This is a genomic window from Streptacidiphilus sp. MAP12-20 (assembly GCF_041262525.1).
In the GTDB taxonomy this organism is placed as follows: Bacteria; Actinomycetota; Actinomycetes; order Streptomycetales; family Streptomycetaceae; genus Streptacidiphilus.
Map to the genome: position 1 here is coordinate 240,492 of NZ_JBGCCK010000007.1, position 24,978 is coordinate 265,469.

Annotated in this window: 23 protein-coding genes; 12 read left to right on the plus strand and 11 right to left on the minus strand. The window is 72.1% G+C overall.

Going from position 1 to position 24,978, the window contains the following annotated elements; genetic code table 11:
- Window positions 1-13 precede the first annotated feature (13 nt).
- Window positions 14-682, minus strand: coding sequence for an O-methyltransferase (locus ABIA32_RS12045; protein WP_370094031.1), 669 nt, complete (start codon window positions 680-682; stop codon window positions 14-16).
- Window positions 683-747: 65 nt separating this feature from the next.
- Between ABIA32_RS12045 and ABIA32_RS12050 the strand changes: the two genes are divergently transcribed.
- Entirely contained in the window at window positions 748-1,320 is a 573-nt protein-coding gene (locus ABIA32_RS12050) for a nucleosidase (protein ID WP_370094032.1), read from the plus strand.
- 30 nt (window positions 1,321-1,350) lie between these two features.
- On the opposite strand, the gene ABIA32_RS12055 is transcribed toward ABIA32_RS12050, so the two are convergent.
- Window positions 1,351-1,773 (minus strand): nitroreductase family deazaflavin-dependent oxidoreductase, encoded by a 423-nt coding sequence (locus ABIA32_RS12055; RefSeq protein WP_370094127.1) that lies wholly within the window; start codon window positions 1,771-1,773, stop codon window positions 1,351-1,353.
- Window positions 1,774-2,013: 240 nt separating this feature from the next.
- Here ABIA32_RS12055 and ABIA32_RS12060 point away from each other — a divergent pair, with 240 nt between their 5' ends.
- The gene (locus tag ABIA32_RS12060) at window positions 2,014-2,709 is read left to right on the plus strand and encodes a TetR/AcrR family transcriptional regulator (RefSeq protein ID WP_370094033.1); all 696 of its coding nucleotides are present in this window, start codon (window positions 2,014-2,016) and stop codon (window positions 2,707-2,709) included.
- An 11-nt stretch (window positions 2,710-2,720) separates the two neighbouring features.
- Here ABIA32_RS12060 and ABIA32_RS12065 read toward each other — a convergent pair whose 3' ends face one another.
- Complete coding sequence (locus ABIA32_RS12065) at window positions 2,721-3,644, minus strand: O-antigen ligase family protein (protein ID WP_370094034.1); 924 nt, start codon at window positions 3,642-3,644, stop codon at window positions 2,721-2,723.
- Between the two features lie 94 nt (window positions 3,645-3,738).
- Here ABIA32_RS12065 and ABIA32_RS12070 point away from each other — a divergent pair, with 94 nt between their 5' ends.
- Window positions 3,739-4,236, plus strand: a complete 498-nt coding sequence (locus ABIA32_RS12070; RefSeq protein ID WP_370094035.1) for an NUDIX domain-containing protein — start codon at window positions 3,739-3,741, stop codon at window positions 4,234-4,236.
- Window positions 4,237-4,281: 45 nt separating this feature from the next.
- Window positions 4,282-5,307 carry an NAD-dependent epimerase/dehydratase family protein gene (locus ABIA32_RS12075; protein WP_370094036.1) on the plus strand — a complete coding sequence of 342 codons (1,026 nt, stop codon included), beginning with the start codon at window positions 4,282-4,284 and terminating at the stop codon, window positions 5,305-5,307.
- Here the strand turns inward: ABIA32_RS12075 and ABIA32_RS12080 are convergent.
- The 4 genes from ABIA32_RS12080 to ABIA32_RS12095 all read right to left on the minus strand — a co-directional run bounded on the left by ABIA32_RS12080 (window position 5,289) and on the right by ABIA32_RS12095 (window position 7,802).
- Window positions 5,289-5,786 (minus strand): PTS fructose transporter subunit IIA, encoded by a 498-nt coding sequence (locus ABIA32_RS12080; protein ID WP_370094037.1) that lies wholly within the window; start codon window positions 5,784-5,786, stop codon window positions 5,289-5,291. The genes ABIA32_RS12075 and ABIA32_RS12080 overlap by 19 nt on opposite strands.
- An 88-nt stretch (window positions 5,787-5,874) precedes the next feature.
- On the minus strand, window positions 5,875-6,531 hold the full coding sequence (yidC, locus tag ABIA32_RS12085; RefSeq protein ID WP_370094038.1) for a membrane protein insertase YidC: 657 nt from the start codon (window positions 6,529-6,531) through the stop codon (window positions 5,875-5,877).
- 78 nt (window positions 6,532-6,609) lie between these two features.
- Window positions 6,610-6,927 (minus strand): DUF6412 domain-containing protein, encoded by a 318-nt coding sequence (locus ABIA32_RS12090; RefSeq protein ID WP_370094039.1) that lies wholly within the window; start codon window positions 6,925-6,927, stop codon window positions 6,610-6,612.
- Window positions 6,928-6,962: 35 nt separating this feature from the next.
- Window positions 6,963-7,802: a hypothetical protein gene (locus ABIA32_RS12095; RefSeq protein ID WP_370094040.1), complete on the minus strand. Its 840-nt coding sequence runs from the start codon at window positions 7,800-7,802 to the stop codon at window positions 6,963-6,965.
- Window positions 7,803-7,948: 146 nt separating this feature from the next.
- Here ABIA32_RS12095 and ABIA32_RS12100 point away from each other — a divergent pair, with 146 nt between their 5' ends.
- Both ABIA32_RS12100 and ABIA32_RS12105 read left to right on the plus strand, forming a co-directional pair.
- Complete coding sequence (locus ABIA32_RS12100; protein WP_370094041.1) at window positions 7,949-9,229, plus strand: MFS transporter; 1,281 nt, start codon at window positions 7,949-7,951, stop codon at window positions 9,227-9,229.
- 33 nt (window positions 9,230-9,262) lie between these two features.
- The gene (locus tag ABIA32_RS12105; RefSeq protein WP_370094042.1) at window positions 9,263-10,504 is read left to right on the plus strand and encodes a DUF222 domain-containing protein; all 1,242 of its coding nucleotides are present in this window, start codon (window positions 9,263-9,265) and stop codon (window positions 10,502-10,504) included.
- Between the two features lies 1 nt (window position 10,505).
- Here the strand turns inward: ABIA32_RS12105 and ABIA32_RS12110 are convergent, their stop codons facing one another.
- Both ABIA32_RS12110 and ABIA32_RS12115 read right to left on the minus strand, forming a co-directional pair.
- The gene (locus tag ABIA32_RS12110; RefSeq protein ID WP_370094043.1) at window positions 10,506-11,525 is read right to left on the minus strand and encodes a 2-dehydropantoate 2-reductase; all 1,020 of its coding nucleotides are present in this window, start codon (window positions 11,523-11,525) and stop codon (window positions 10,506-10,508) included.
- 2 nt (window positions 11,526-11,527) lie between these two features.
- A complete protein-coding gene (locus tag ABIA32_RS12115; protein WP_370094044.1) occupies window positions 11,528-13,180 on the minus strand; it encodes an FAD-binding dehydrogenase in 1,653 nt (550 codons plus the stop codon).
- A 153-nt stretch (window positions 13,181-13,333) separates the two neighbouring features.
- Between ABIA32_RS12115 and ABIA32_RS12120 the strand changes: the two genes are divergently transcribed.
- A complete protein-coding gene (locus ABIA32_RS12120; protein WP_370094045.1) occupies window positions 13,334-14,512 on the plus strand; it encodes an acyl-CoA dehydrogenase family protein in 1,179 nt (392 codons plus the stop codon).
- 269 nt (window positions 14,513-14,781) lie between these two features.
- Complete coding sequence (locus ABIA32_RS12125) at window positions 14,782-16,497, plus strand: discoidin domain-containing protein (RefSeq protein WP_370094046.1); 1,716 nt, start codon at window positions 14,782-14,784, stop codon at window positions 16,495-16,497.
- A gap of 71 nt (window positions 16,498-16,568) precedes the next feature.
- Here the strand turns inward: ABIA32_RS12125 and ABIA32_RS12130 are convergent, their stop codons facing one another.
- Entirely contained in the window at window positions 16,569-19,349 is a 2,781-nt protein-coding gene (locus tag ABIA32_RS12130; protein WP_370094047.1) for a carbohydrate-binding protein, read from the minus strand.
- A 123-nt stretch (window positions 19,350-19,472) separates the two neighbouring features.
- A complete protein-coding gene (locus ABIA32_RS12135) occupies window positions 19,473-20,654 on the minus strand; it encodes a copper resistance D family protein (protein WP_370094048.1) in 1,182 nt (393 codons plus the stop codon).
- A gap of 79 nt (window positions 20,655-20,733) precedes the next feature.
- Between ABIA32_RS12135 and ABIA32_RS12140 the strand changes: the two genes are divergently transcribed.
- The 4 genes from ABIA32_RS12140 to ABIA32_RS12155 all read left to right on the plus strand — a co-directional run bounded on the left by ABIA32_RS12140 (window position 20,734) and on the right by ABIA32_RS12155 (window position 24,978).
- Entirely contained in the window at window positions 20,734-21,696 is a 963-nt protein-coding gene (locus ABIA32_RS12140; RefSeq protein ID WP_370094049.1) for a serine/threonine-protein kinase, read from the plus strand.
- A gap of 110 nt (window positions 21,697-21,806) precedes the next feature.
- Entirely contained in the window at window positions 21,807-22,922 is a 1,116-nt protein-coding gene (locus tag ABIA32_RS12145) for an NAD(P)H-dependent flavin oxidoreductase (protein WP_370094050.1), read from the plus strand.
- Window positions 22,919-24,457 (plus strand): acyl-CoA synthetase, encoded by a 1,539-nt coding sequence (locus ABIA32_RS12150; protein WP_370094051.1) that lies wholly within the window; start codon window positions 22,919-22,921, stop codon window positions 24,455-24,457. The genes ABIA32_RS12145 and ABIA32_RS12150 overlap by 4 nt, the downstream gene beginning before the upstream one ends.
- 71 nt (window positions 24,458-24,528) lie before the next feature.
- Window positions 24,529-24,978, plus strand: a complete 450-nt coding sequence (locus ABIA32_RS12155) for a MarR family winged helix-turn-helix transcriptional regulator (RefSeq protein WP_370094052.1) — start codon at window positions 24,529-24,531, stop codon at window positions 24,976-24,978.

Here is a 24,978-nt window from a genome sequence, read left to right on the forward strand (position 1 = left end):
TCGGGCGAGAGCGTCAGGCGAGCACGCGGGCGATCGCGAAGCCGTCGTAGCCCTTGGCGCCGACGGTCTGGATCGCCGTGCCGGACAGGCGCGGCTCGCTCGCGATCAGTTCCAGCGCCGCACGGGTGCCCTGGATGGCGGCGTTGCCCTCGGGATCGAGCACGCCGCCGTTGCGGACCACGTTGTCGACCACGATCAGCGCGCCGGGGCGAGCCAGGCGCAGCGCCCACTGGATGTACTGCGGGTTGCTCTCCTTGTCGGCGTCGATGAAGGCGAGGTCGAAGGGCTCGCGCCCCTCCAACTCCAGCTGCGGCAGCGTGTCCAGGGCCTTGCCGACGCGGATCTCGACCTGGTCGGCGAGGCCGGCGGCGGCGATGTTGGCGGCGGCGACCTCCGCGTGGCGGGGGTCGTACTCCAGGGTGACCACCCGTCCGCCCTCGGCCAGGCCGCGGGCGAGGCAGATGGTGGAGTAGCCGCCGAGGGTGCCGATCTCGAGGATCCGGCGTGCGCCCTGGATCTCGGCGAGCAGGTTCAGCAGTTGGCCGGCGGGCGGGGACACCTCGATCTTCGGGAGTCCCGCGGCGTCGCTGGCCTTGAGCGCGTTCTCAAGTGCCGGGTCCCGCAGGCCCAGCGTGGTGGTCAGGTAGTCGTCGACAGCTGTCCAGGTCTCTGGGGTGCTCATACCTGCCAACCTAGCCGCTCGCAGGCGGGGGACGTGGGCATTTCCGCGCTGGTTAGCATGGCTGCATGCGCCTCATCGGAGAGATCGACCCCGCCCGCCCGCTGCTCGTCGTCGCCGTCGCCGAGGAGGCGGCCCATCTGACCACCGACCTTCCGGTGCTGCTCACCGGCATGGGCAAGGTGAATGCGGCGACAGCGGTCGCGACGGTCCTGGCGCGGGGCCCGCGGCCGACCGGGGTGGTGAACCTCGGTACGGCGGGGGCGCTCAAGTCCGGCCTGGCGGGGGCCACCCACGAGGTGAGCGCGGTGATCCAGCACGACCTGGCCTCCGATGTCCTGGCGTCGCTGACCGGGGTCACCTACGGTGCGCCGATCGGCCTGACCGGTCGCGGGCCGGTGCTCGCCACCGGTGACCTCTTCGTCGCGGAGGAGTCGGCTCGGGCGCGCCTCGCCGAGCAGGCGGACCTGGTGGACATGGAGGGCTACGCCGTGGCCCAGGCGGTGCGTCAGACCGGGTTGCCGGTGCGGCTGGTGAAGCATGTCAGCGACGACGCGGGCGAGGGTGCGGCGCAGAGCTGGCGGGAGTCGGTCGACGGCTGCGCGGTGGAGCTGGCCCGCTGGGTGCGGGAGAACCTGTAGTTCGGGTGCCGGGTCTTCGGGTGTTGCGAATCAGGCGGCGGTGATCCTGAAGACCGGGAAGCCGGGGGCGACGCGCTCCAGCTCCTCCGCGGGCGAGTCGGCGTTGATGTCGCCGAAGAAGTAGCCGACCTCCCAGGCCCAGCGCCGCAGGTACTCGCGCAGGATCAGCGGCTTGTCGGCGTCGGCGAGCTCGACGGCGGTGAAGGCCTCGGCCTTCCGGCCGAGCCGGAGCTCGCCGCCGCCGACGGAGCGCATGTTGCGGACCCACTGGGTGTGGCCGCGGGGTGCGACGAGGTAGCGCTCGCCGTCGAGGGTGAGCAGGTTGACCGGGGTGGTGCGCCACTCGCCGCTCTTGCGGCCACGGACGGCGAGCACCCGGGAGTCGCGGATGCTGATGCCGCGGTAGGTCAGCCAGATCATGGTCTTGCGGGTCAGCTTGTCGAGGGTGACCATCAGGCGGCCCTGCGGCTTGATGAGGCGGGGGGCGGGGCTGGCGGCATTGGCGGCGTCGGCGCTCATGGTGTGCTCCTTCAGCTGTGCGAGATTGGGGTTCCACTTCGAGAGCAGTGCTCTCGCTTGCTTGCCTGGCACGACTATGGCGCGTGCGCTGCGCTCTGTCAAGAGCAGTGCTCTCGTTTCGGTTCAGTGAACTGCTCTGGGTGCATTGCTCTCGGATGTGTCAGACTCGTGGCCATGGCAACCGTTATCCGAACCGCCCGGGAGCGAGCCCGCGACGAGCTGACTCTCGAGATCAAGAAGGAGGCCCGCCGGCAGCTCGCCGAGGAGGGCGCCCAGCGCCTCTCCCTGCGCGCCGTCGCGCGGGAGCTGGGCATGGCCTCCTCCGCGCTGTACCGGTACTTCCCCAGCCGGGACGAGCTGCTCACGGCGCTGATCATCGACGCGTACAACGCCCTCGGCGAGCGGGCCGAGCAGGCCGTCGCGGCCGGCCCGCCCGACGACGCCCGCGCCCGCTGGCACGCCCTGTGCGACAGCGTCCGCGCCTGGGCCAGGCAGCACCCGCACGAGTACGCCCTCCTCTACGGCACACCCGTGCCCGGCTACGCCGCCCCCGCGGAGACGGTCGCCCCCGCAGCCAGGGTCGCCCTCGCGCTGATCTCCGTGCTGCGCTCGGGCGCGGGCCAGGTCCAGCTCACCGCCCCGGTCCGCCCACTGCGGGGCGCCCTCGCCGAGCAGGCCGCCGCGCTCGTCTCCGCGGTCGCACCCGAGGTCAGCGCAGGTCTGCTGACCCGGGGTCTGGTGGCCTGGACCCAGCTCTTCGGCATGATCAGCTTCGAGCTGTTCGGCCACCTCGTCGGCTCGGTCGACCCGGCGGACGAGTTCTTCGCCCACACGGTGGAAGAAATGGCCGACTTCCTCGGGCTGCCCTAGGACTGGCCGGTCTAAGGACAAGCCGTCGCCAGGCCCAGCAGCAGCCCGGCGCCGACGATCACCGCGGGCACGCTCAGCACCGGGCTGACCGACGCCTGCACGGCCAGCGCGGTCAGCGCGCCCGCCGCGCTCAACGCGGCGGGCGTCGGGCGGGGCGAGCGGGCCAGTGCCCAGAGCGTCCAGGCGAAGGCGCAGCCCAGCAGTGCCGCCCCCGGCCAGCCCTGCTCGGCCGCCGCCTGCAGCGCCGCCGAGGACGCGCTGCCGCCCGCGAAGTCGCCCGGACCGACGCCGCGCAGCGGCTGCTGGTCGAGGTCGGCCAGCGCTGCCCGCCACAGCCCGAGATGGTCCGCGGGCACCGGCGCGCCGGCCGCGCCGCCGCGCGCCAGCAGCACCGTCGTCCCGACGGCCAGCAGCGCACAGAGCCCCAGCAGCGCCGAGGGCCACCCGCGCCGCTCGGTCGCGTGCACGGATCCGGCCACCACGAGGGTTCCCCCGCAGGCCAGCGTGCCCACGGTGGAGTCGGTCAGCAGCGACTCGGCTGCCAGGACCAGGGCCAGCAGCACGCAGGCTCGGGAGAGCCACGGCGTCGCCGTCCGGCTCCGCGCCGCGTAGCCGGCGCAGCACGCCGCCCCGACCGCCAGCGACAGCAGCGCGGCCAGCGCGTCGTCGTCCAGGAGCGCGGGGCCGAGCGTCGGCGCGAGCACCGCGACAGCGGCGGCGGGCGTCAGCAGCCCGGCCACCGTCAGCACGGCTCCCGCGATCCGCCCGAGCGCGTATCCGGCCGTGACCGCGAGCAGTCCGAGCAGCATCCCCTCCGGCTGGGCCTGACGCCCCGAGGCGCTGTAGACCGTCCAGGCCGCGCACGCCGCCAGCAGCAGCACGCCGACCACGTCACAGAGCGCGCCGTCGCGCGCGGGCACCGCGATGTCCGACATCGGCGCACCCCCGCTCGCCCGTCCCCGCACCGGCCGGTCCACCGTAGACCCGGGGTTGGCCGGATGTCACCGGTGCGCGCATAGGGTTGGCCGCATGCCCGTACCTGATTTCATTCGCGAGTTGCGCGCCCACATCGGCACCCGTCCACTCTGGATGAGCGGGATCAACGCCGTGATCCTCGACGACGACGGCCGGGTGCTGCTCACCCGCCGTGCCGACGGCGGCCGTTGGGCCCTGCTCGGGGGCATCGTCGAGCCCGGCGAGCAGCCCGCGGACACCGCCGTCCGCGAGGCGTGGGAGGAAGCGGGCGTCCACGTCGTCCCCGAGCGGCTGGTCAGCGTGTCCGTCGACCCGCCGGTCGTCCACGCCAACGGCGACCATGCCCAGTACCTGGCGCTCACCTTCCGCTGCCGCCTGGTGGGCGGCGAGGCCCGGGTGAACGACGACGAGTCGCTGGAGGTCGGCTGGTTCGCGTTGGACCGCCTTCCGGCCGGCCTGCGGCCGGTCGAGCTGGAGCGACTGCAGCACGCGCTGGCCGACGAGGAGCGGGCCTGGTTTGCGCTCTCAGCGAGCAACCCCGGCGAGTCCTGACCTCGTCCTGACCCGACCGTGTGGTCCTGCGGCAGGCTCGGGGGTATGAAGCTCCTGATACTCGGCGGTACCGAGTTCGTCGGCCGGGCCGTGGCCGAGGACGCACTGGCGCGCGGCTGGGACGTGACCGTCTTCCACCGAGGCAACCACCCCGCTCCGCCCGGCGCGACGGTCCTGCGCGGCGACCGGCTCGCCCCCGGCGGCCTCGCGGCGCTGGAGGGCGCGGAGACCCGCGCGGAGACCTGGGACGCGGTCGTCGACACCTGGTCCGCCGCGCCGGTCGCCGTGCGGGACACGGCCCGGCTGCTGGCCGACCGGGTCGGCCGCTACGCGTACGTCTCGAGTGGGTCCGTCTACCACTACCCGGCCCCGGCCGGCAGCGACGAGTCGTTCGCGGTCGTCGACGGCTCCCCGGACGCGACCGAGGCCCCCTACGCGGAGGCCAAGCGCGGCGGCGAACTCGCAGCGCTGGCCGCGTTCGGCGACCGTGCGCTGCTCGGCCGTGCCGGGCTGATCCTCGGCCCGTGGGAGAACGTGGGCCGACTGCCGTGGTGGCTCGGCCGCATCGCGCGCGGCGGCCCCGTACTGGCCCCAGGCCCCCGGGACCTGACGCTTCAGTACATCGACGCGCGGGACCTGGCCGCCTGGCTGCTCGACGCGGTCACGACGGGCCTCGGCGGCGCCTACAACCTGATCAGCCCGCCCGGCTTCACGACGATGGGCGAACTGCTGGAGACCTGCGTCCGGGTCACCGGCTCCGCGGCCGAACTGCGCTGGACCGACCCGCAGCCCATCCTCGACGCGGGCATCGAACCCTGGACAGACCTCCCGGTCTGGATCCCCCCGGGCGAGGACCACGACACCATGCACGGCACGGACGTCAGCAAGGCCCTGGCGGCGGGACTACGCCTGCGCCCGGTCGCCGACACGGTGGCGGACACCTGGTCCTGGCTCCAGTCCATCGGCGGCACCGCCCCCCAACGCCCCGACCGCCCGGCCCTCGGCCTCGACCCGGACCGGGAGGCGAAGCTGCTCAGCGCGCTGACGTCCGGTCAGACGTGGGAGGGGTGAGGGTTGTCGGGGCGTTTGCGGAGGCGGTAGGCGTCCTCCGCCGCCTCGACCACGGCGGCGAGGTCGCCGCCGGCCGCGGCGGTCGCCACGGCCGGGACCGCGCCCTCGACGAGGGGCGCGTCGCAGAAGCGGATCGGGAAGGGGAGCGTCAGCTCCTCCGCCCGGTCGAGGAGCGCGAGCACGGAGTGCGCCGTGTCGGGGAGATCGCAGAGCACGGCGACGCCGACGCCTTGGTCGACCTGGCGCGCGGCGGCGACCACACCTTCAGCGGCCGGGCCGACCGCGGCCACCGGCGCGGGGTCACCGGTCGGCAGCAGGCGGACGCAGAAGTCGAGCGTCGCCTGCGCGAGCGTGCGGCTGCGGCAGACCAGGACGATGCCGACCCGGTCGTGGTCGGGCAGCGGCAGCACCCGCAGCGGCGTGCGGGCCGGCGCGCGTCCGGGCGTCCGCAACGGGACCACGTCGGCTTTCACGTCCACTTGGAACCTCCGCGCACAGCCTAGGCATCAGCGCCCGTCGGGCCGTACGGGGACACGCGGACACGCGGACACGCGGGGACGCCCGGCGTCAGGACCGAAGGAGCAGGGCCCGTTCGGCGAGGGTCCAGGCGGTGGTCGTCGCCAGGTACAGCCCGGCGGCGAGGGGCACGAGGGTCGCGAACAGCACGGTGCCGAAGGACAGGTACGGCGCGATCTTGGCGGCGGGGTTGCCTGCGGCGTCCAGCGGGGCCGCGCTGCGGGTACGGCGGAAGGCGACGTAGCCGAGGCCGGCGAGCAGCGCGTAGAGGGCGAGGAAGACCAGCAGTTGCCCGCCGTGTGCGGCGCCGACGTGCTCGCCGAGCGGGACGCCGAAGAGGCCGTGCCCGCCGAGATCGCCGTCGTTGGTGAAGAGGCGGTACATCACCGAGAAGAAGGGGAGTTGGAGGAGGAGCGGAAGGCAGCCGGCCAGGGGCGAGGAGCCCTCGCTGCGGTACAGCTCGGTGGTCGCCTTCTGCAGCGCCGCCGGGTCCTTGCGGTGACGTCGCTGCAGCGCGGCCAGCTGCGGGGCCAGTCGGGTGCGGGTCTTCTCCCCGCGCACGGCGGCGCGGGCGAGCGGGTGGAGCAGCAGCCGCACGCCGACAGTGAGCAGCACGATCGCGGCAGCGGTGGGGAGCACCTGGGACATCCCGGCGAGCGCGGCGTGAGCCACGGACACGACGGGGTCGAGTACGGCGAAAACGGACATGGTGAGGAAGCCTCCGGAAGGCGTCGGGGTGATGACGGATCACTTCGGAGGCGGCAGCGCGAAAGGGCTGACGTCGGGTCAGCCCGGTGACAGCGACGCGGCCGCCGGGCGCGCGGACGGCGCTCGCGGACGGCTTCGGCCCCTGGCATCGGGGTCGCGTTGGGGGAGGAAGGCGGTGTGCCGGGCCCGCATCCGCAGGGCGCGGTCGCGTGCGGAGAGTGGCAGCCGGAGGGCGAGGGCCCCGGCGACGACCATCGCGGCGCCGACGACTCCGGCCAGCAACACCAAGGCGGTTGCGGCGGCCGCCGCGGGGAGGACGCCGGGACCTGTCAGCACGTGGGCCAGCAGTTGCCAGAGCAGGCCGGCGGGGCCCAGGGCAGCGGTGATCGGCTGCATGACGGACCCTCCCCGGTGTCGAGTACCTCGCCTGTTCAGACGAGCAGACGTCCGGGCGGGCGCATTGGTTCCCCGGCTTGCGGGGGAGTCCGGAGGCAGTGCAGCGTCCAGCCCCGGCCGGTGGGGTCGAGGGGGCGGGTGGCCTCCGTGAAGAGCTCGGCGGCACGGCGGTAGGAGAGCCGGGCCCGGCCGGTCAACGGGCAGCGGTCCTCGGCGGGGGTGGACGCCGGGGCGCGACGGTCCCTCAGGAAGACGGGTCCGGCGGTGCGGCTGAGCAGGAGCAGGGTGAGCAGGCGGGCTGTCGGTTCTCCCCAGGTCAGCCGGGGGAGTCCGAGGCGGTCGCCGCGGTCGTGGGTGCGGCGGTGGGGCCGGTCCAGGTCGGCGATGTCGAGCGCGAGGACTTCGGCGACCGTGCCGCCGCTGTCGTGGAGGAGGTGCCAGAGCGTCTGGTCGCGCAGCGTGGCGCGCAGGCCGAGAACGGCATGGAGCTGACGGGTGGTCAGCGGTGCTGTCGGGTCGGGAACCGGGGAGAGGTCGAGGTCGCGCAGCGGGTCGCTCGCCAGCCAGCCCTGCGCCCGCCACCAGCGCACGGCGCTGCGCAGCGCCGAAAGCTCCCGATTGCGGGTACGCGGGCTGCGGGAGACGAGGGCTGCGCGCAGGCGGGCGGCGACGCCCGGCTCGTCGAGTGCCGACAGCGGGACGACGGGCGGCGTCGCGCCTCTGCGGGCCTGGCCGGCGGGCGTCGGCAGACCGACGAGTGTCCAGGCCCAGGAGGTGAGCGAGATCCGGTACACGCGTCGTGAGCCCTCGCTCAGCTGCGTGGCGGCGAGGTAGCGCTCGACGGCGACGGCGAATTCGTCGGGCTGCACGGGCATCGACGGACTGACTCCATTTCTCATGCCGCAGTAAATGAAGAATTTACTGCGGCTGTCTCTGTTTCTTCGGATGATATCCGAGAAATTTGCTGCACAATCCTCGGGAGGTCTTGAATCCGCGAACCGGCAGCTGCATTCTCGACGTCATGGCTCTTGGTACGAGCGGCCGTCGAGGCCGCAGATCTGCCGTGTCCGGACGCGTGGAGAACAGGCTCGGCGGTGAATTCCGACGGTACGCGTGGGCGCAGGCGATGTCGCTCACAGGTTCGGCGATGGCCTCGCTCGCGCTGGCTTTCGCTGTGCTCGCCACGGGCGGCGGCGGGGGTGCGCTCGGACTGGTCATGGGTGCCCGGATTCTGCCCCTGGTGGTGATGCTGCTGCTCGGCGGGACGGCTGCCGACAGGCTGGGCAGCCGCAGGGTGATGCTCGGCGCGGATCTGCTCCGGTGCACGGCTCAGGGGGCGTTCGCGGTGCTGTTGCTCACGGGATCCGCCACGATGCCGGCGATGTTGGCCCTCGCCGCACTCTCCGGCGTCGGCGAGGCGGGATTCGGTCCCGCGCAGTCGGCGCTCGTTCCCGCGCTGGTTCCGGCGGGGCAACTGCTGCGGGCCAACGCCACGCTGGGCATGATGCGCAGCGGCGCGGCCGTGGTCGGGCCTGCGCTCGCGGGCGTGGTGGTCGCCTCGGCCGGCCCCGCCGCGGTACTGGCGGTCGACGCAGGGACGTTCGCGCTGAGCTTCGCGGTGTTGTGGAGCCTCCGCTCGGTGCCGAGCGGATCGATCGCCGCAGGTTCGACAGTCTCCTTCGCCGCCGACCTGCGCGCCGGATGGGGCGAGTTCCGTGCCCGGAGCTGGCTGTGGACGACGACTTTGCACATGAGCCTGTTCAACCTGCTGGTCTGGGGGCCGTATCTGGTCCTCGGTCCGCTGTTGGCGGCGCAGCGCCCCGGCGGGGCGGGCGCCTGGGGCGCGGTGATGGGCGGCTACGGCGTGGGGGCGCTCCTCGCCGGCCTCACGATCCGCTCTCGCCGTCCCCCGCGCCCGCTGCGGACGGCGGTGTGGGCGACCGCCTGCTTCGCCGCCGCCCCGGGCGCGCTCGCCCTCGGCCTGCCCTGGATCGCCGTCTGCGCGGCGGCGTTGGTCTCGGGCGCGGGGTCGGCGGTCTGCGGCGCGCTCTTCGAGTCGGTGAACCAGCAGCGGATCCCGGTGGAGCTCCGCGCACGCCTGGCCGCCTACGGGTCGCTGGGGGCGTTCGGGCTCGGTCCGCTCGGGCTGGTCGCGGCCGGGCCGGTGGCGGCGGTCGTCGGCGCACGGTGGGTGCTGGGGGCGGGCGCGGTCTGGTTGCTGGTCGCCACAAGCGTTGTTGCGCTACTGCCGCAGGTGCGAAGGGACGGTCGGACGGCCGGGATTGTCAGTCCCGAGAACTAGAATGGAGGTGTACGAACACCAAGGGGGGTGCACATGGAAATCCGGTCTGACGACGCGTTCGCGGCGGATCTCGCGCGGGCGGTGCCCGGAGCGGGGAGTGCGGCAGGGCTGGCCGGGCTGGCGGGAGCGGAGCTGTCGGCGGCGGGGCGGATCGACGCGCTCGTCGCCGTGCACCGGCACCGCTGCTGGCTGGAGGCGCTCGAGCTGCAGCTCCTGGCGAACCTGGAGGAGCAACCGCTGGAGTGCATCCCGGGCCGCCCCGACGCGCTCGCCGACTTCCAGGAGACGCGCGAGCAGGTCGCCTGCGCGCTGCGGATCGCACCCGACACGGCGGGTGCGCGGCTGCGCGAGGCGGCGGAGATCGCCGAGCGGTTCCAGGACACGCTCGGGCTGCTGGCCGCCGGTCGGGTCCAGATCATGCACGTGAAGGCGCTCGCCGAGCTGACCCGTCCGCTGGACGACGAGGCCGCGGGTGCCGTCGAGGCGCTGGTGCTGGACAAGCTGCCCGAGCAGACGGTGGGCGCGGCCCGGCAGGCGATCCGCCGCGCCGTGCTGAAGGCCGACCCCGAGGGTGCCGAGCAGCGTCACGAGCGGGCCCTGGCGGACCGTCACACCTCCCTCCAGGCCTACCCGGACGGCATGGCCTGGTACGGCGCGCTGCTCTCCGCGACGGACGCGGCGCTGGTCGACGCCGCCGTCGACGCGCGCGCTCGCACGCTGGACGCCGACGACCGCACGCTGCCGCAGCGGCGGGCGGACGCGCTGGTCGAACTTGTCACGAAAAACGTGACAGGTTCGGCCTCCGCCACGATCGTGGTAACCGTTCCCTACGACACCCTCATCGGCGCGGGCTCCGAGTCCGCTGAGCTCGACGGACACGGCCCGATCACCCCGGGTCAGGCCCGCGCCCTTGCTACCGCGCCGGGCAGCGTCTGGCGTCGGCTGCTCGTCGAGCCGGTCACCGGGCGGCTGATCAGGACCGATCCGACGACGTACCGCCCCACCGCCGAGGTCCACCGCCACGTCACCGCCCGCGACCGCCACTGCCGCTTCCCCGGCTGCACCCGCGCCGCCCGCCGCTGCGACTTGGACCACGTCCGGCCGTTCGACCACCACAACCCGGCCGCAGGCGGCCCCACGACCCCCGAGAACCTGCTCACCCTCTGCCGTCGCCACCACCTCGCCAAGCACCGCGCCGGCTGGCACCTCGCCCACGACCCGGCCACCGGCACCGCGACCTGGACGGCCCCGACCGGCCATCGCTACACGGCCTGAGCTACACCGCCTGACGCAGCTCCGCCAACAGCTCCGGCCCGGACCAGGTACGCGCCTTGCCCGCTCCCGCCACCTCCGCCTCGTGCACCAACTCCACCAGCCGCGCGCACCCCGGCGCGCTGCGGCCGTGCCGAGTGGCGAGGGAGACGATCTCGCCCTGCAGCGAGTCGACCTCCGTCAGCCGTCCACGCTGCAGGTCCTCCCACATGGACGAGCGGGCCTTCGCGTCGATCGCCAGCATCTTCGCGGCCGCCCGCGTGAACAGGGCGTCCGGCAGGCGCAGCAGCACTGGCGTCAGGGTCGGCCGCACCGCGCCCAGTTGGGCCGGGCGGATGCCCGCCGCATGGTAGGCCGCCAGCGCCTCGGTCTGACACTGCGCCAGGCAGGCGCGGTAGGAGCGGTCGCTCAACTGCGCCCGCAGCGGCAGGCCGGAGAGGGCATTGACGGCGTTGTTGAGGTTCATCAGCAGCTTCGCGTACTGCACCTCGCGCATGTCGCCGCGCGCCTGTACGGACAGCCCCGCCGCCGTCAGCGCCGCGACGAGCGGCGCGCCCACCGGGGCGTCGTCCAGCATCAGCGCGCCGCCGGTGCCCTGATGGAACGTGCCCGGCTCGGTCTGCAGCACGTTGTAGGGGACCATGCCGGTCAGCACCGTCTGCTCCGGCAGTTCCTCGCGCAGCGCCTCGGCGTTGTGCAGGCCGTTCTGGAAGCTGACGACGACCGTCCCCGGCGCGAGATGCGGGGCCAGCTGCCGCGCCGCCTCCCGGGTGCCGTCGGACTTCACCGTCACCAGCACCACGTCCGCGCCCGCCGCCGCCGAGGCGTCGGTGGCGAGGGTCAGCGCCGCGCCCGGCAGCCGCAGTTCCGGCCGCCGACCGCTGGTCAAGGTCAGCCCGCGCTCCGCCAGGACCGACATCGCCGCCGCCCGCCCGATCAGGCCGACCTCGACGTCATGAACCGCCGCCAGATACCCGCCCAGATGGCAGCCGATGCTGCCCGCGCCCATCACCACGATCTGCATCGCTACACCGCCTCCGCCGCCGCGCGACCGGCCGCGCGGCCGGAGAAGAGGCAGCCGCCGAGGAAGGTGCCCTCCAGGGCGCGGTAGCCGTGCATCCCGCCGCCGCCGAAGCCGGCCACCTCGCCCGCCGCGTACAGGCCGGGGATCGCAGCACCGTCCGCGCCCAGCACCCGGCTCGACAGGTCGGTCTGCAGGCCGCCCAGCGTCTTCCGCGTCAGCACATGCAGCTTGACGGCGATCAGCGGACCCGCCTTCGGATCGAGCAGCCGGTGCGGCTTGGCGACCCGGATCAGCTTGTCGCCCCGGTACGCCCGCGCCGAGCGAAGGGCCGCGATCTGCAGATCCTTGGTGAAGGCGTTGTCGATCTCCCGGTCCCGGGCGACGACCTGGCGTTCCACGTCCTCGTAGGCGAGCAGCGGCTCGTCCGTCAACAGGTTCATCGCCCTCACCAGCTCCGGCAGCGAGTCTGCGACGACGAAGTCCGACCCCTGCCGCTTGAACGCCTCCACCGGCGCGGGCGCGCCGCCGCCCAGTCTCGCCGCCAGGACCTTCCGCAGCTCCTTGCTCGTCAGGTCCGGATTCTGCTCCGACCCCGACAGTGCGAACTCCTTCTCGATGATCTTCTGCGTCAGCACGAACCAGGAGTGGTCGTGGCCCGTCGTGCGCAGGTACTCCAGGGTGCCGAGCGTGTCGAAGCCGGGGAAGAGCGGCACCGGCAGCCGCTTCCCCGTGGCGTCCAGCCACAACGACGAGGGACCCGGCAGGATCCGGATGCCGTGGTTGGGCCAGATGGGGGCGTAGTTGGTGATGCCCTCGACGTAGTGCCACATCCGGTCGCGGTTCACCAGCCGCGCGCCGGCCGCCTCGCTGATGCCCAGCATCCGGCCGTCGACGTAGGCGGGGACGCCGGTGAGCATGTGCGCGGGCGGGGTGCCGAGCCGGGCGGGCCAGTTGGCGCGGACCAGTTCGTGGTTGGCGCCGATGCCGCCGGAGGTGACGATCACCGCCTGCGCCCGGTACTCGAATTCGCCGACCGCCTCCCTGCTCGACGCCTCGCCGCGCGCCCCCGTGCTGGGCGCCAGCACGGTGCCGCGCACCCCCTCCACCCCGTTCGCGCCGGTCAGCAGCTCGTCCACCTGGTGTCGGAAGGCGAAGGTGACCAGCCCGCTCGCCGCCGCCTCGGTCACCCGCCGCACGAAGGGCTCGACGACGCCGGGTCCGGTGCCCCAGGTGATGTGGAAGCGCGGGACGGAGTTGCCGTGCCCGAGCGCGTCGTAGCCGCCGCGCTCGGCCCACCCGACCACAGGGAACAGCTTCACGCCCCGTTCGCGCAGCCAGGCCCGCTTCTCGCCCGCAGCGAACTCGACGTACGCGCGCGCCCAGCGGCGCGCCCAGGCGTCCTCGTCCGCGCGGTCGAAGCCCGCCGTGCCCTCCCAGTCCTGCCAGGCCAGCTCGAAGGAGTCGCGGACGCCCATCCGGCGCTGCTCGGGGGAGTCGACCAGGAAGAGCCCGCCGAAGGACCAGAAGGCCTGTCCGCCCAGGTTGGCCTGGTTCTCCTGGTCGACGAGCAGCACCCGACGCCCGGCGGCGACCAGTTCGCAGGTGGCGGTCAGCCCGGCCAGGCCGGCCCCGACGACGATGACGTCCGCGTCCACGGCTAGTAGCTCCCCTACTGCTCAGTACCTCGTGCGAGTGAGTGCACCCTACCGGCGTCCCGCTGCGCTGACTCTTCCGAGTTTATGGAACACGTTCTAGTCTGCGCTCCGACGGCACCGGACTTGATACCGGACTTGCAGAGGGAGAGCGTCGTGCACCTGGACTACACGCCGGAGCAGCAGCGGCTCCGCGCCGAACTGCGCGCCTACTTCGCCGAGCTGATGCCGCCGGAAGCGCACGGCCGCCTGAACGACCCGCGCCGGCAGAAGCAGTTCTACCGCGAGACCAACCGCCGACTAGGCGCCGACGGCTGGCTCGGGGTCGGCTGGCCGACGGAGTACGGCGGGCGCGGGATGAGCCCGTTCGAGCAGTTCATCTTCTTCGACGAGGCCGCCCAGGCCGGGGTGCCGCTGCCGATCATGGCGCTGAACACGGTCGGCCCCTCGATCATGAAGTTCGGCACCGCCGAGCAGAAGGCCTTCTTCCTGCCGAAGATCCTGACCGGTGAGATCGACATCGCCATCGGCTACTCGGAGCCCGACGCCGGCACCGACCTCGCCGCGCTCAAGACCCGGGCCGTCCTCGACGGCGACGCCTACGTCGTCAACGGCCAGAAGATCTGGACCACCAACGGCGACACCGCCGACTGGGTCTGGCTGGCAACCCGCACCGACCCGGACGCGCCCCCGCACAAGGGCATCACCATGCTGATGGTCGACACCACCGACCCCGGCTACTCGACCACCATCATCCGCACCCTCGCCGGGCACGACACCACGGCCAGCTACTACCAGGACATCCGTGTCCCGGTCGGCATGCGCGTGGGCGAGGAGAACGCCGGCTGGCGGCTCATCACCAACCAGCTCAACCACGAGCGGGTCACCCTCGCCGCCCACGCGACCATGGCCAACCGCGCCCTCGCCGAGGTCCAGCAGTGGGCCAGGGAGACGGAACTCGCCCACGGCAAGCGCGTCATCGACCTCCCCTGGGTCCGGCAGCGCCTCTCCCGCACCCACAGCCGTCTCGACGCCGTGAAGCTGCTCAACTGGCAGATGGTCGACGCCGTCCAGCGCAACGTGCTGACCCCACAGGACGCCTCGGCCGTCAAGGTCTACGGCAGCGAGGCGCGCCGCGACGCCTACTCCTGGCTGCTGGAGGTCGTCGGCGCGGCCGGCCCGCTCAAGGAGGGCTCGGCGGGCGAGGTGCTGCGCAGCAACCTGGAGCGCGGCTACCGCAGCGCCGTGATCTTCACCTTCGGCGGCGGCAACAACGAGATCCAGCGCGAGATCATCAGCTGGATCGGCCTCGGCATGCCCCGCGTCCGCCGCTGAGGCGTCCCCGTTTCAGGTGAGTCCAGCACACAGCCGACGGCATTCGATGCCGTCGGCTGTTGTCGTCCGAGCCCTCGGCAGGTCCGCGGCACGCGCGGTCTGCGGCCGCTAGGAAAACGCTCTCTGACTGATGGTCATCCATGCACGTGTATTGACCGCAAGTAGACAAGCTCGCACGATACTCGTGTCAGAGAGCGCTCTCACACGCCCGCCCCGCGTCTGACTGCGCGCTCAGCACTCCCCATTCCGCGCTGAAGGGACACAGCCTCATGTTCGGGAGACCGAGGGTCGCCGCGGCGGCCACCGCACTGGCCGCCGCGCTCACCGCCGCCCTGGCCGCATCGTTCACCGTCGCGCCGGTCGCGCGAGCCGACAACGCACCCCCGCCGCCCGCCGGTTGGACGACGGTGTTCAGCGACAACTTCGCCGGATCGGCCGGCTCCGCACCCGCCTCGGCGAACTGGTTCTACGACATCGGCACCGGGTACGGCACCGGCGAGACGGAGCAGACCACCAGTTCCACCAACAACGTCTACCTCGATGGAAACGGGCACCTGGTCCTCAAGGCGATCAACAACGGCGGTACCTGGACGTCCGCGCGGATCGAGAGCACCAGGGGCGACTTCCAGGCCCCGGCGGGCGGGAAGCTCGAGATGACCGCGTCGATCCAACAGCCCAACCCGGCGAACGGGCTCGGCTACTGGCCCGCCTTCTGGGCCCTCGGCTCGCCGATGCGGGCGGGCGGCGGCTGGCCCCAGTCCGGTGAGATCGACATGATGGAGGACGTCAACGGCCTCAACCAGGCGTCGCAGACGCTGCACGACTCCGCGGGCAGCAGCGGCCATCCGCTGATCGCCTGCCCCGGCGCGGGGTCCGGCTGCCAGACCGGCTACCACACCTACTCCGTCATCGTGGACCGCACCAACACCAGCGCGGAGACGCTGCAGTTCCTGATGGACGGCACGGTGGAGAGCACGGTCACCGAGGCGTCCGTCGGCACGAGCGCCTGGCAGCAGGCGATCGACCACGGCTTCTTCCTCATCTTCGACCTCGCCATGGGCGGCAACTACCCGAACGGCGTCTCCGGCACCACCACCCCGACGGCGGCGACCTCGTCCGGCGCGTCGATGAGCGTCGGCTACGTGGCCGTCTACGAGCAGGGCGGGAACTCCACCCCGACCGGAACCGCCACCGCGACCGGCGCGATCACCGGCATCGGCGGCCTCTGCCTGGCCAACCAGAACGCGCTCAACACCGAGGGCAACCCGATCGGGGTCAGCGCCTGCAACGGCGGGAACGCCGGCCAGCTGTGGTCCCCGTACACGGACGGGACGCTTCGGGTGCAGGGCGGCTGCCTGGACGTGGTGAGCGCCGGAACCACCAGCGGCACCAACGTCGACTGGTACGCCTGCAACGGCACCGCCGCGCAGAACTGGACCCACCAGGCGAACGGAGAGCTGGTCAACCCCAACTCGGGTCTCTGCCTGACCGATCCGGGCGGCAACACCGGTGCCCGGCTGGACATCGAGACCTGCACCGGCGCCGCCTCCCAGCTGTGGTCGCAGCCGAGCGGCGGCGGGGGAGGTGGGGGCTGCGGCTCGACCAACCTGGCGCTGAACCACACCGCGACCGCCTCCTCGCAGGAGAACGCCGCGTTCCCGGCGTCCAGCGCCGTGGACGGCAACCTCGGCACGCGCTGGTCCAGCGCCTTCGCCGACCCGCAGTGGCTGCAGGTGGACCTGGGTTCGACGCGGTCGATCTGCGGGGTGACCCTGAACTGGGAGACGGCCTACGGCAAGGCGTTCCAGATCCAGACCTCCAACGACGCCACGAACTGGACCACGATCTACTCCACCACCGCCGGCACCGGCGGCAACCAGACCCTGACCGTCTCCGGCAGCGGCCGCTACATCCGCATGTACGGAACGGCACGCGCCACGCAGTGGGGCTACTCGCTCTGGGAGTTCCAGGTCTTCGGCAGCTGAGGACCTCGGCAGCTGAGACCCGATCGGCGGGGCGGGGCGGGGCGTTGCGCCCCGCCCCTTTCGGCTCCCGGTTACTGGTTCCAGATCTGGAACTCGGAGATCTGGGCGGCGGGCCAGCCGGTGTTGGCGGTGACGTTCAGCCGCCAGTACCGCTGCGAGGTCGCCGGGAAGGTGATGGTCACGGTGTTGTTGGCCGTCGGGCTGAACGTGTAGGCGGCCGATGGCTTCACAGTCGTGAAGGTCGAGCCGTCCGTCGAGCCGAGCAGGGCGAGCGTCTCGTCGCGCGCACCCCACGTGGCGGGCAGTTGGAGCACCACCCGGCTCGCGGACTGGGACGTGCCCAGGTCCACCTGAACCCATTGCGGGAAGACGTTGTTCGTGCTCTCCCAGTACGAGTTCTGGTTGCCGTCCGTCACGTTCGAGGACGGGTACACGTCCGTGTGCGACGACTCGCTGGTCGGCCTGCCCGCGGCCAGGTTGGTGTTGACAGGACCGGCGGTGGCGAACTGGAGGCTGTTGACGTTCCAGCCGCCGTTGTCCTGATTGAGCGTCAGCACCTGCTGCCCCGCCGGCAGCGTCACCTGGGCCGTGACGGTGGTCCAGGCCTGCCAGCCACCCGTCGCGGGCAGGTTGAGATTGCCGCTGAGGTTGGTTCCCGACGCGTCGGACAGGTGGAAGGCGTCGGTCACCGCGCTGGGGGCGGCCACTCTCAGGCTCACGGTGTACGTACCGGCCGTCGCTACGGCGACGGTGTAGCGGAACCACTGGCCGCCCGTGGTCCAGCCGAGGTCGTAGCCGCCGCCGGTGTCCGTCGTCGTCTCCAGGTCGACGCCGTCGGCCCGGTAGCCGTTGGCGGTGCCGTTGACCGACGTGACGTTGTAGGCGACGCCCTGGCCGCCCGTGTCGTAGTTCTCCGCCTGGACGACGCCGGGGACGGCTGCGGCGCTGCCGCCGTACGGCCCCTCCGGGTTGCCGCCCTGCCAGCTGTTGCCGCTCGTCGTCGCGGTGAAGCCGCTGGAGTTGTTCAGGAACGGCGACATCCCTGAACCCAGGCCGGTGACCGTGTTGCCGCTGACGGTGGCCGATCCGGTGGGCGCCGGATAGAACGGCGGCGCGATCACGATGCCGTTGCGCCACGGGGAGGTGACGGTGTTGTTCTGCAGCAGCGTGTTCGTGGACGTGGAGAAGCCGATGCCGTCGTAGAGGGCGTTGACGACCGTGTTGTTCGTGGCGGTGACGTGGTCGACGACGCCGACGTTCTGCCCGTCGCCGCCGTTGCCGATCTGCAGGGCGGGCTGACCCTGGCTGTAGCCGTTGCCGCCGGACCGGACGATGACGTTGCCGTTGACGGTGGCGGTCAGCAGGTCGTTGCCGTTGACGCCGAAGCGGCCTGCGCCCAGGCCGATGTAGCGGGCGGTGTCGGCGATGTAGTTGAACTCGACGTCCTGATTGCTGCCGCCGTAGATGCCGATGCCCTTGCCGCCCCAGGGCGCGATGACGGTGTTGTGCGTCATCGTGATGTGCGACATGGGCGTGTAGTAGGTCTTGTTGCCGTTGGAGTCGGTGTTGTAGTTGACCGAGTTGATGGCCATTCCGTCGTCGCCGGTGCTGCGGACGAAGTTGTTCGTCGCGGTCAGGTTGTTGCCGACGGAGTTGTTCAGCGACACGTTGTTGAGGTTGATGCCGTCGGCCCAGATCGCGGTGAGGCGGCTGTTCTTGACCGTGCCGCCGGTCCCGGACGCCCAGAAGCCCGACTCGACGTGCTGGCTCCAGATGTCGTCGGCCACCCAGTTCGTGCCTGAGGTGTCCATCGCTCCGCCACCGCCGTCGACCGTGGCCCGGCTGGTCGCGTTCGAGTCGAGATGGAAGTCCTGGACGTGGCACGAGGTCAACTCGAACAGAGCGGCGAGGCCCACGTTGTTGGGCAGCGGGACGTCCCGGTAGATGGTGCTGTACCAGATGCCGGCGCCGGCGATGGTGATCCCCTGGGCGCGCAGGCCCGTGGTGCCCTTCAGGTAGAAGGTGCCCGCCGGGATCCAGAGGGTCTTGTTCTGCGACTGGGCCTGGTTGATGCAGTTCTGGATGGCGGCGGTGCTGTCCACGGCGCCGCTGTCGGCGGACCCGTTCGTCGGCGTGTTGTCGGCCACCGCGCCGCAGTCGGTGGTGATGGAGAGGGAGTTGGCCGGTTGGGCCAGCGGCGGCGGCGGGTTCTCCACATCGATGACGTCGATGTAGTAGAACGCGGCGGTGTTGGCGGCGTCCTTCGTCAGAGTCAGGGTGCTGCCGGGGGCGATGGGGGCGCCGGTGATGAAGGTGTGCGACTCGTCGAAGTACTGCCGGGGGTTGCCGTCGGCCGGGTTCTGGCTGCTGCCGTTGTAGTTGCTGCTGTTCTCGTAGAACCAGCTCTGCCTCGAGTTGAGGTTCAGCGCCTGCCGGAAGGCGCCGTCGACGTAGAGGTCGAGCGTCGCGGTCGTGCCGCCGCCCGTGGCTGAGTCAGGGATGCTCTCGCGGAGGTTGATCGCGCTGATCGGCGCGCCGGTGGTGTTCGTCCACTGCACACTCTGCCCGGTACCGGTGAGCTGGACGTACGCGTGCCCGGAGGCCTCCACGGCCGCGCTGGAGTACTGCGTCGTCGGCGCCGAGGTCAGCGAGACGATCGAGGCGCCTCCACCGAGCGTGCCCGCTTCCGCCTCGTAGCTGGTGAACGGCGCCGTCGCACCCGCGCCGTTGGTCGCCGCCGTGGCGGTCGGCGGCGCGCCGAGCGCGACGAGCGTCGCGCCCGTGAGCGTGAGCAGCGCCGCGACGGCCCCACTGATCGAGCGGCGTAAGGCGACGTGGTGTGTGCGTCTCATCGGGAGTCCTCCCTGGGTGGGGCAGGCGGGGTAGCGGAGCGCGGTGTACCGCCAAGCAAAGTAACTTGACGGACACTCAGGCGCAATACTCCGCTACATCAGCGCAAATAGACGATCGGAGGGCTAAATTCCACGACTCCGTAGGACTGGGCGGCGGGCGAGGGTGTCGGAGACCTTGGCGGTGGCGTAGAGGGAAGCGGCCAGCGTCAGGACCAGGAGCAGGCCCAGGGCGAGGATGCCGGCGGTCGCCGTCGGAGCCGGGCTGTCGGGGGCCGCCTCGGTGCGCGCGGAGCCGGTGAGGAAGGGGAGGATGCCCAGCACCGCGAGGCCGAGGGCGGCCTCGACCCAGACGACCCTGGGGAAGTGCCGCAGTGTCAGGTGCAGCAGGGAGGAGGTCGCGTCCGCGCGGCGGGCGTGGGCGATGCGAGGCATGAGCCAGAACTGGTTGAAGCCGCCGGCGGTGATCAGGCCCAGCACCAGGGCGATCTTGACGAGGAGGAACAGCCCGTAGGTCGTGGTCCAGAGCTGCGGAAGCGTGCCCACGGCCTTCCAGGTCAGCCACAGCCCCGAGATCGTCACCGCGCCCACGCAGATCAGCGCGACGAGCCCGAACCGTCGCCACAGATCCGCCCACAGCACACCCGCGTCGCCGCTCAGCGCGCGCCTGGTCGTGGCCAGGGCGACGAGCAGGGCCAGGCCGCCGACCCAGACGGTGCCGCTGATGATGTGCGCCTGGACGAGCAGGGTGTCGAGCAGGTCGTCGAGGTCGGCGAAGGCCGCTGTCGGAATCGCGCTGATCAGCGTCGTCGCGAGCGACAGCGGCAGGGCGATCAGCGCCACCGTGTCCAGGCGGCGTCCGACGCGTGCGGTGAAAAGCGAGATCAGCACGACGGCGGTGGCCACCAGCACCAGGTTCTGCACCAGCGTCAGTGTTCCCTGTGCGACCCAGGTGCCCGGCTTGGCTGGTGTGCGGAGGAATGTCCATATCCGTGTCGGCGTCAGCGCCGAGTCGAACGCCGTGCCGTGGCCGGCCCGCGCCACTCGCGCGGCGAGCTGGAAGTAGCCGGCGACCAGCAGCACGACGCCGGACCAGGCCAGGTAGCGCGCCGCGCGCCGCCGCAGAACCTCGGTGTCGCCGCTGCCGCCCACCCCCGATCGCAGGGTGGGACGGACGGCGGCGGCGTACGTGAGCGTGGCGCCGATGGCCCCGCTGAGGCCCATGAAGTAGCCGGACTTGGTGAGGATGCGCCACAGCGGTGGGGTGGTGTAGCCGGCGGCGGCCAGGAAGGAGGCAGGAAGGCTCATAAGGTAAGGCTAACCTAAGTTGATGTTGCTCTGTCCAGTCCGCCTGCCTGGCGCGAAGGGCACCGCGCATACTGTGGGGGTGGAGGAGAACACGCTGGTGCAGGGTCGCTACCGGCTGCTGCGGCGGATCGGACGGGGTGGGGCCGGGGAGGTCTGGCGGGCCGAGGACGAGGCGTTGGGCCGCCTGGTCGCCGTCAAGTGCCTGATGCCCGAGGGTCACCACGACGGCGAGCTGGTGCGGGCGCGGTTCCGCCGCGAGGCGCGGCTCGCGGCCGGGCTGCAGCACCCGGGCATCACCGTGGTGCACGACTTCGGCGACTGGTCGGGCGTGCTCTTCCTGGTCATGGAGCTGCTCGACGGCGAGGATCTGGGCCGGCTGCTGGACGCGGCGCGCAGCCGACGCCTGCGGCCGAGCGAGGCCATCGGCATCGGCAGACAGATAGCCGCAGCCCTCGCGTACACCCACGAACGCGGCGTGGTCCATCGCGACCTCAAGCCCGGCAATCTGATCCGCACCGCCGACGGCACCGTCAAGATCTGCGACTTCGGCATCGCCCGCCTCGGCAGCGACCAGGGCTCCACGGCGCGCCTCGGCGGCAACACCTTCGCCGTCGGCACGCCGTACTACATGTCGCCGGAGCAGATCGAGGGAACCGGCGTCGACGAGCGCAGTGACCTCTACTCCTTCGGCTGCGTGCTGTACGAACTGCTGCTCGGTCACCCGCCGTTCCACAAGGGCGATCCGCTCGTGGTGCTGCTCGACCACCGCGACGCCGAGCCGCCACCGCCGCGCGTCGAGCGGCCGGAGATCCCCGTCCCGCTGGAGCGGCTGGTCCTCGACCTGCTCGCCAAGGACCCCGGCGAGCGTCCCGCCGACGCGCGCGAGGTGCTGCGCCGCCTCGACGAGGCCGCCGAAGCCACCCCGCCGCCGCGCGGAGTGCTGCCGCCGTGGGCCCGGGGGATAGGGCCGGTGCCGGTGTCGCTGGTCCGCGTCATCCCGGAGCCGCCGGCTCTGGCCGCGCTGACCCGCCGGTGGCATTGAATCCACCGTCCGGCCAAATCTGACGCTGTGTCAGAAAATCTCTTCCGCTCTCTTCCTCCGTGCGCCAGACTGCCCCCGGCAGGATGAGTCCGCAGCTTTTGGGAGCAGCGATGAGAACCCGACTCAGCGACCGACTCGGCATCGAACACGCCGTGTTCGGCTTCACGCCGTTCCCCGCCGTGGCGGCCGCGATCACCAGGGCCGGCGGTATGGGCGTGCTCGGCGCGGTCCGGTACGGCGAGGCCGAGGCGCTGGCCAAGGACCTGGACTGGATGGACGCCCAGTGCGGCGGGCTGCCCTATGGCGTCGACGTCGTGATGCCGGCCAAGAAGGTCGAGGGGGTCACCGTCGAGCAGGTGGAGGCGATGATCCCCGAGGGCCACCGCGCCTTCGTCCGCGAGCAGTTGGCCAAGCACGGGGTGCCCGAGCTGCCGGAGGGGCAGCGTGGCGGGTGGCGGATCACCGGCTGGATGGAGGAGGTCGCCCGCTCCCACGTGGACGTGGCGCTGGAGCACCCCATCAAGTTGCTGGCCAGCGCGCTTGGTTCGCCGCCCCCGGACGTGATCGCGCGCGCCCACGAGGCCGGGGTGCTGGTCGCCGCGCTCGCCGGCAGCGCTCGGCACGCCCAGCGGCACGCCGAGGCCGGGATCGACATCATCGTGGCGCAGGGCCACGAGGCCGGCGGCCACACCGGCGAGATCGGCACCATGGTGCTGGTCCCCGAGATCGTCGCCGCCGTCGACCCGATGCCGGTGCTCGCCGCGGGCGGGATCGGCACCGGCGCGCAGGTGGCCGCCGGGCTCGCGCTCGGCGCAGAGGGCGCCTGGCTCGGCTCGATCTGGCTGACCGTCAGCGAGTCGGACATGACCTCGACCGTGCTGCGCCGGAAGCTGCTCGACGCGGGCAGCGGCGACACCGTCCGCTCCCGCTCGCTGACCGGCAAGCCGGCCCGCCAGCTGCGCACCGAGTGGACCGAGGCGTGGGACGGCGAGGAAAGCCCCGGCACGCTGCCGATGCCGCTGCAGGGTCTGCTGGTCGCCGACGCGCTCAGCCGGATCCAGTCCTACGAGACGGCCGAGCTGATCGGCACGCCGGTCGGCCAGATCGTCGGCCAGATGAACGAGGTGCGGCCCGTGGCCGCCGTCATGGACGAACTGACCCGCGGCTTCGAGCAGGCCGTGGCCAGGCTCGGCCGGATCGCCTCCGAGAAGGGAGAGCAGGCATGACCGGCTTCTGGGCCGATGCACAGGCCGACCCCGACCGCACCGTGATGCACGCCCCCGACGGCGAGGCGTGGACCGCCGGACGCTTGCTCGCCGCCGCGAACCGTATGGTCCACGGACTGCGTGAGGCCGGGCTCGGCGTCGGCGACTCCTTCGCCGTCGTGCTGCCCAGCGGGATCGAGCTGTTCACGGCCTATCTGGCCGCCTCCCAGGCCGGGTTCTACCTGGTGCCGGTCAACCACCACCTGGTCGGCCCGGAGATCGGCTGGATCGTCTCCGACAGCGGGGCGAAAGTGCTGATCGCGCACGAGCGCTTCGCCGAGGCGGCGACCGGCGCGGCGGACGAGGCGGGCCTGCCCAAGGAGCGCCGCTACGCCGTCGGCGAGCTGCCCGGTTTCCGGCCCTACGCCGAACTGCTGGACGGCCACAGCGAGGCGATGCCCGCCGACCGGACCACCGGCTGGGTCATGAACTACACCTCGGGCACCACCGGACGGCCGCGCGGCATCAGGCGACCGCTGATCGGCAAGCCGCCGGAGGAGACGGCGCTCGGCGGCTTCCTCGGCATCTTCGGCATCCGCGCGGGCGACGACAACGTCCACCTGGTCTGCTCCCCGCTCTACCACACCGCCGTGCTCCAGTTCGCGGCCGCCTCGCTGCACCTGGGCCACGAGGTGGTGCTGATGGACCGGTGGACGCCGGAGGAGATGCTGCGCCTGATCGACCGTCACCGGGCCACCCACACCCACATGGTCCCCACCCAGTTCCACCGCCTGCTCGCGCTGCCGGAGGAGGTCAGGGCCCGCTACGACGTCTCCTCGATGCGGCATGCGATCCACGGCGCGGCGCCCTGCCCGGACCATGTGAAGCGATCGATGATCGCCTGGTGGGGCGAGTGCGTCGAGGAGTACTACGCCGCCAGCGAGGGCGGCGGCACCTACGCCACCGCCCGCGAGTGGCTGGAGCGGCCGGGGACGGTCGGCAAAGCGTGGCCGATCAGCGAGATCGCGGTCTTCGACGACGCGGGGGAGCCGGTGCCCACGGGCGAACTGGGCACCGTCTACCTGAAGATGATGACCGGCGGCTTCAAGTACCACAAGGACGAGGCCAAGACGCGGGCCAACCGGATCGGCGACTTCTTCACCGTCGGCGACCTCGGCCTCCTGGACGCCGACGGCTACCTCTATCTGCGGGACCGCAAGATCGACATGATCATCTCGGGCGGGGTCAACATCTACCCCGCCGAGATCGAGTCCGCGCTGCTCACCCACCCCGCGGTGGCCGACGCCGCCGCGTTCGGGATCCCGCACGAGGACTGGGGCGAGGAGGTCAAGGCGGTCGTCGAGCCCGCGGTCGGCCACGAACCGGGTCCGGAGCTGGCCGCCGACATCCTCGCGCACTGCGAGCGGCAGCTGGCGAAGTACAAGCGCCCCCGCTCGGTCGACTTCGTCGCCGAGCTGCCGCGCGACCCCAACGGCAAGCTCTACAAGCGGCGGCTGCGCGACCCGTACTGGGAGGGCCGCACCCGGCAGGTGTGAGCGTTGCCGTCGCAGGTGCGGGCCGGACGCGGAGGACGAAGCCGCTGGAGCCGCTGTCCTATGCTGACTCGGTGAGCAGCGAACCAGTGCCGTCCGAGGGCACCGCCGTCGAACTGATGCGGGCCATGACGCGGCTGCGGGCGCGGCTGCGTACCGAGGCCCCGTTGGACGACCTGCCGTGGAACTGGTCTCATCTGACCACCCTGGGCCGGATCGTGCAGGTCGGTCCGGTGACCGCGAGCGAGCTCGCCCAGGCCGAGCACGTGCGGCGGCAGTCGATGGCGGAGACGCTGGCCGCGCTGCGCGCCGGCGGCATGATCACCACCGCCAAGGATCCGAACGACGGGCGCAAGGCCCTGGTCACCGCGACCTGGGCCGGGCGGGTGCTGGTCGAGCGGATCCCGGCGGCGCGGGAGGCCTGGCTGTCCGGCGCGATCTCCGCCACGCTCCGCGCCGAGGAGCGCCGGACGCTCCACCAGGCCGCCGAGATCATGAACCGCCTGGCGGACTCGGAGCTCTAG

Bases quoted from the DNA above. Each gene is read 5' to 3' on its own strand.
- ABIA32_RS12045 (WP_370094031.1), bottom strand. From the start codon at position 682: ATGAGCACCCCAGAGACCTGGACAGCTGTCGACGACTACCTGACCACC.
- ABIA32_RS12050 (WP_370094032.1), top strand. From the start codon at position 748: ATGCGCCTCATCGGAGAGATCGACCCCGCCCGCCCGCTGCTCGTCGTC.
- ABIA32_RS12055 (WP_370094127.1), bottom strand. From the start codon at position 1,773: ATGGTCACCCTCGACAAGCTGACCCGCAAGACCATGATCTGGCTGACC.
- ABIA32_RS12060 (WP_370094033.1), top strand. From the start codon at position 2,014: ATGGCAACCGTTATCCGAACCGCCCGGGAGCGAGCCCGCGACGAGCTG.
- ABIA32_RS12065 (WP_370094034.1), bottom strand. From the start codon at position 3,644: ATGTCGGACATCGCGGTGCCCGCGCGCGACGGCGCGCTCTGTGACGTG.
- ABIA32_RS12070 (WP_370094035.1), top strand. From the start codon at position 3,739: ATGCCCGTACCTGATTTCATTCGCGAGTTGCGCGCCCACATCGGCACC.
- ABIA32_RS12075 (WP_370094036.1), top strand. From the start codon at position 4,282: ATGAAGCTCCTGATACTCGGCGGTACCGAGTTCGTCGGCCGGGCCGTG.
- yidC (WP_370094038.1), bottom strand. From the start codon at position 6,531: ATGTCCGTTTTCGCCGTACTCGACCCCGTCGTGTCCGTGGCTCACGCC.
- ABIA32_RS12090 (WP_370094039.1), bottom strand. From the start codon at position 6,927: ATGCAGCCGATCACCGCTGCCCTGGGCCCCGCCGGCCTGCTCTGGCAA.
- ABIA32_RS12095 (WP_370094040.1), bottom strand. From the start codon at position 7,802: ATGCCCGTGCAGCCCGACGAATTCGCCGTCGCCGTCGAGCGCTACCTC.
- ABIA32_RS12100 (WP_370094041.1), top strand. From the start codon at position 7,949: ATGGCTCTTGGTACGAGCGGCCGTCGAGGCCGCAGATCTGCCGTGTCC.
- ABIA32_RS12105 (WP_370094042.1), top strand. From the start codon at position 9,263: ATGGAAATCCGGTCTGACGACGCGTTCGCGGCGGATCTCGCGCGGGCG.
- ABIA32_RS12110 (WP_370094043.1), bottom strand. From the start codon at position 11,525: ATGCAGATCGTGGTGATGGGCGCGGGCAGCATCGGCTGCCATCTGGGC.
- ABIA32_RS12125 (WP_370094046.1), top strand. From the start codon at position 14,782: ATGTTCGGGAGACCGAGGGTCGCCGCGGCGGCCACCGCACTGGCCGCC.
- ABIA32_RS12130 (WP_370094047.1), bottom strand. From the start codon at position 19,349: ATGAGACGCACACACCACGTCGCCTTACGCCGCTCGATCAGTGGGGCC.
- ABIA32_RS12135 (WP_370094048.1), bottom strand. From the start codon at position 20,654: ATGAGCCTTCCTGCCTCCTTCCTGGCCGCCGCCGGCTACACCACCCCA.
- ABIA32_RS12145 (WP_370094050.1), top strand. From the start codon at position 21,807: ATGAGAACCCGACTCAGCGACCGACTCGGCATCGAACACGCCGTGTTC.
- ABIA32_RS12150 (WP_370094051.1), top strand. From the start codon at position 22,919: ATGACCGGCTTCTGGGCCGATGCACAGGCCGACCCCGACCGCACCGTG.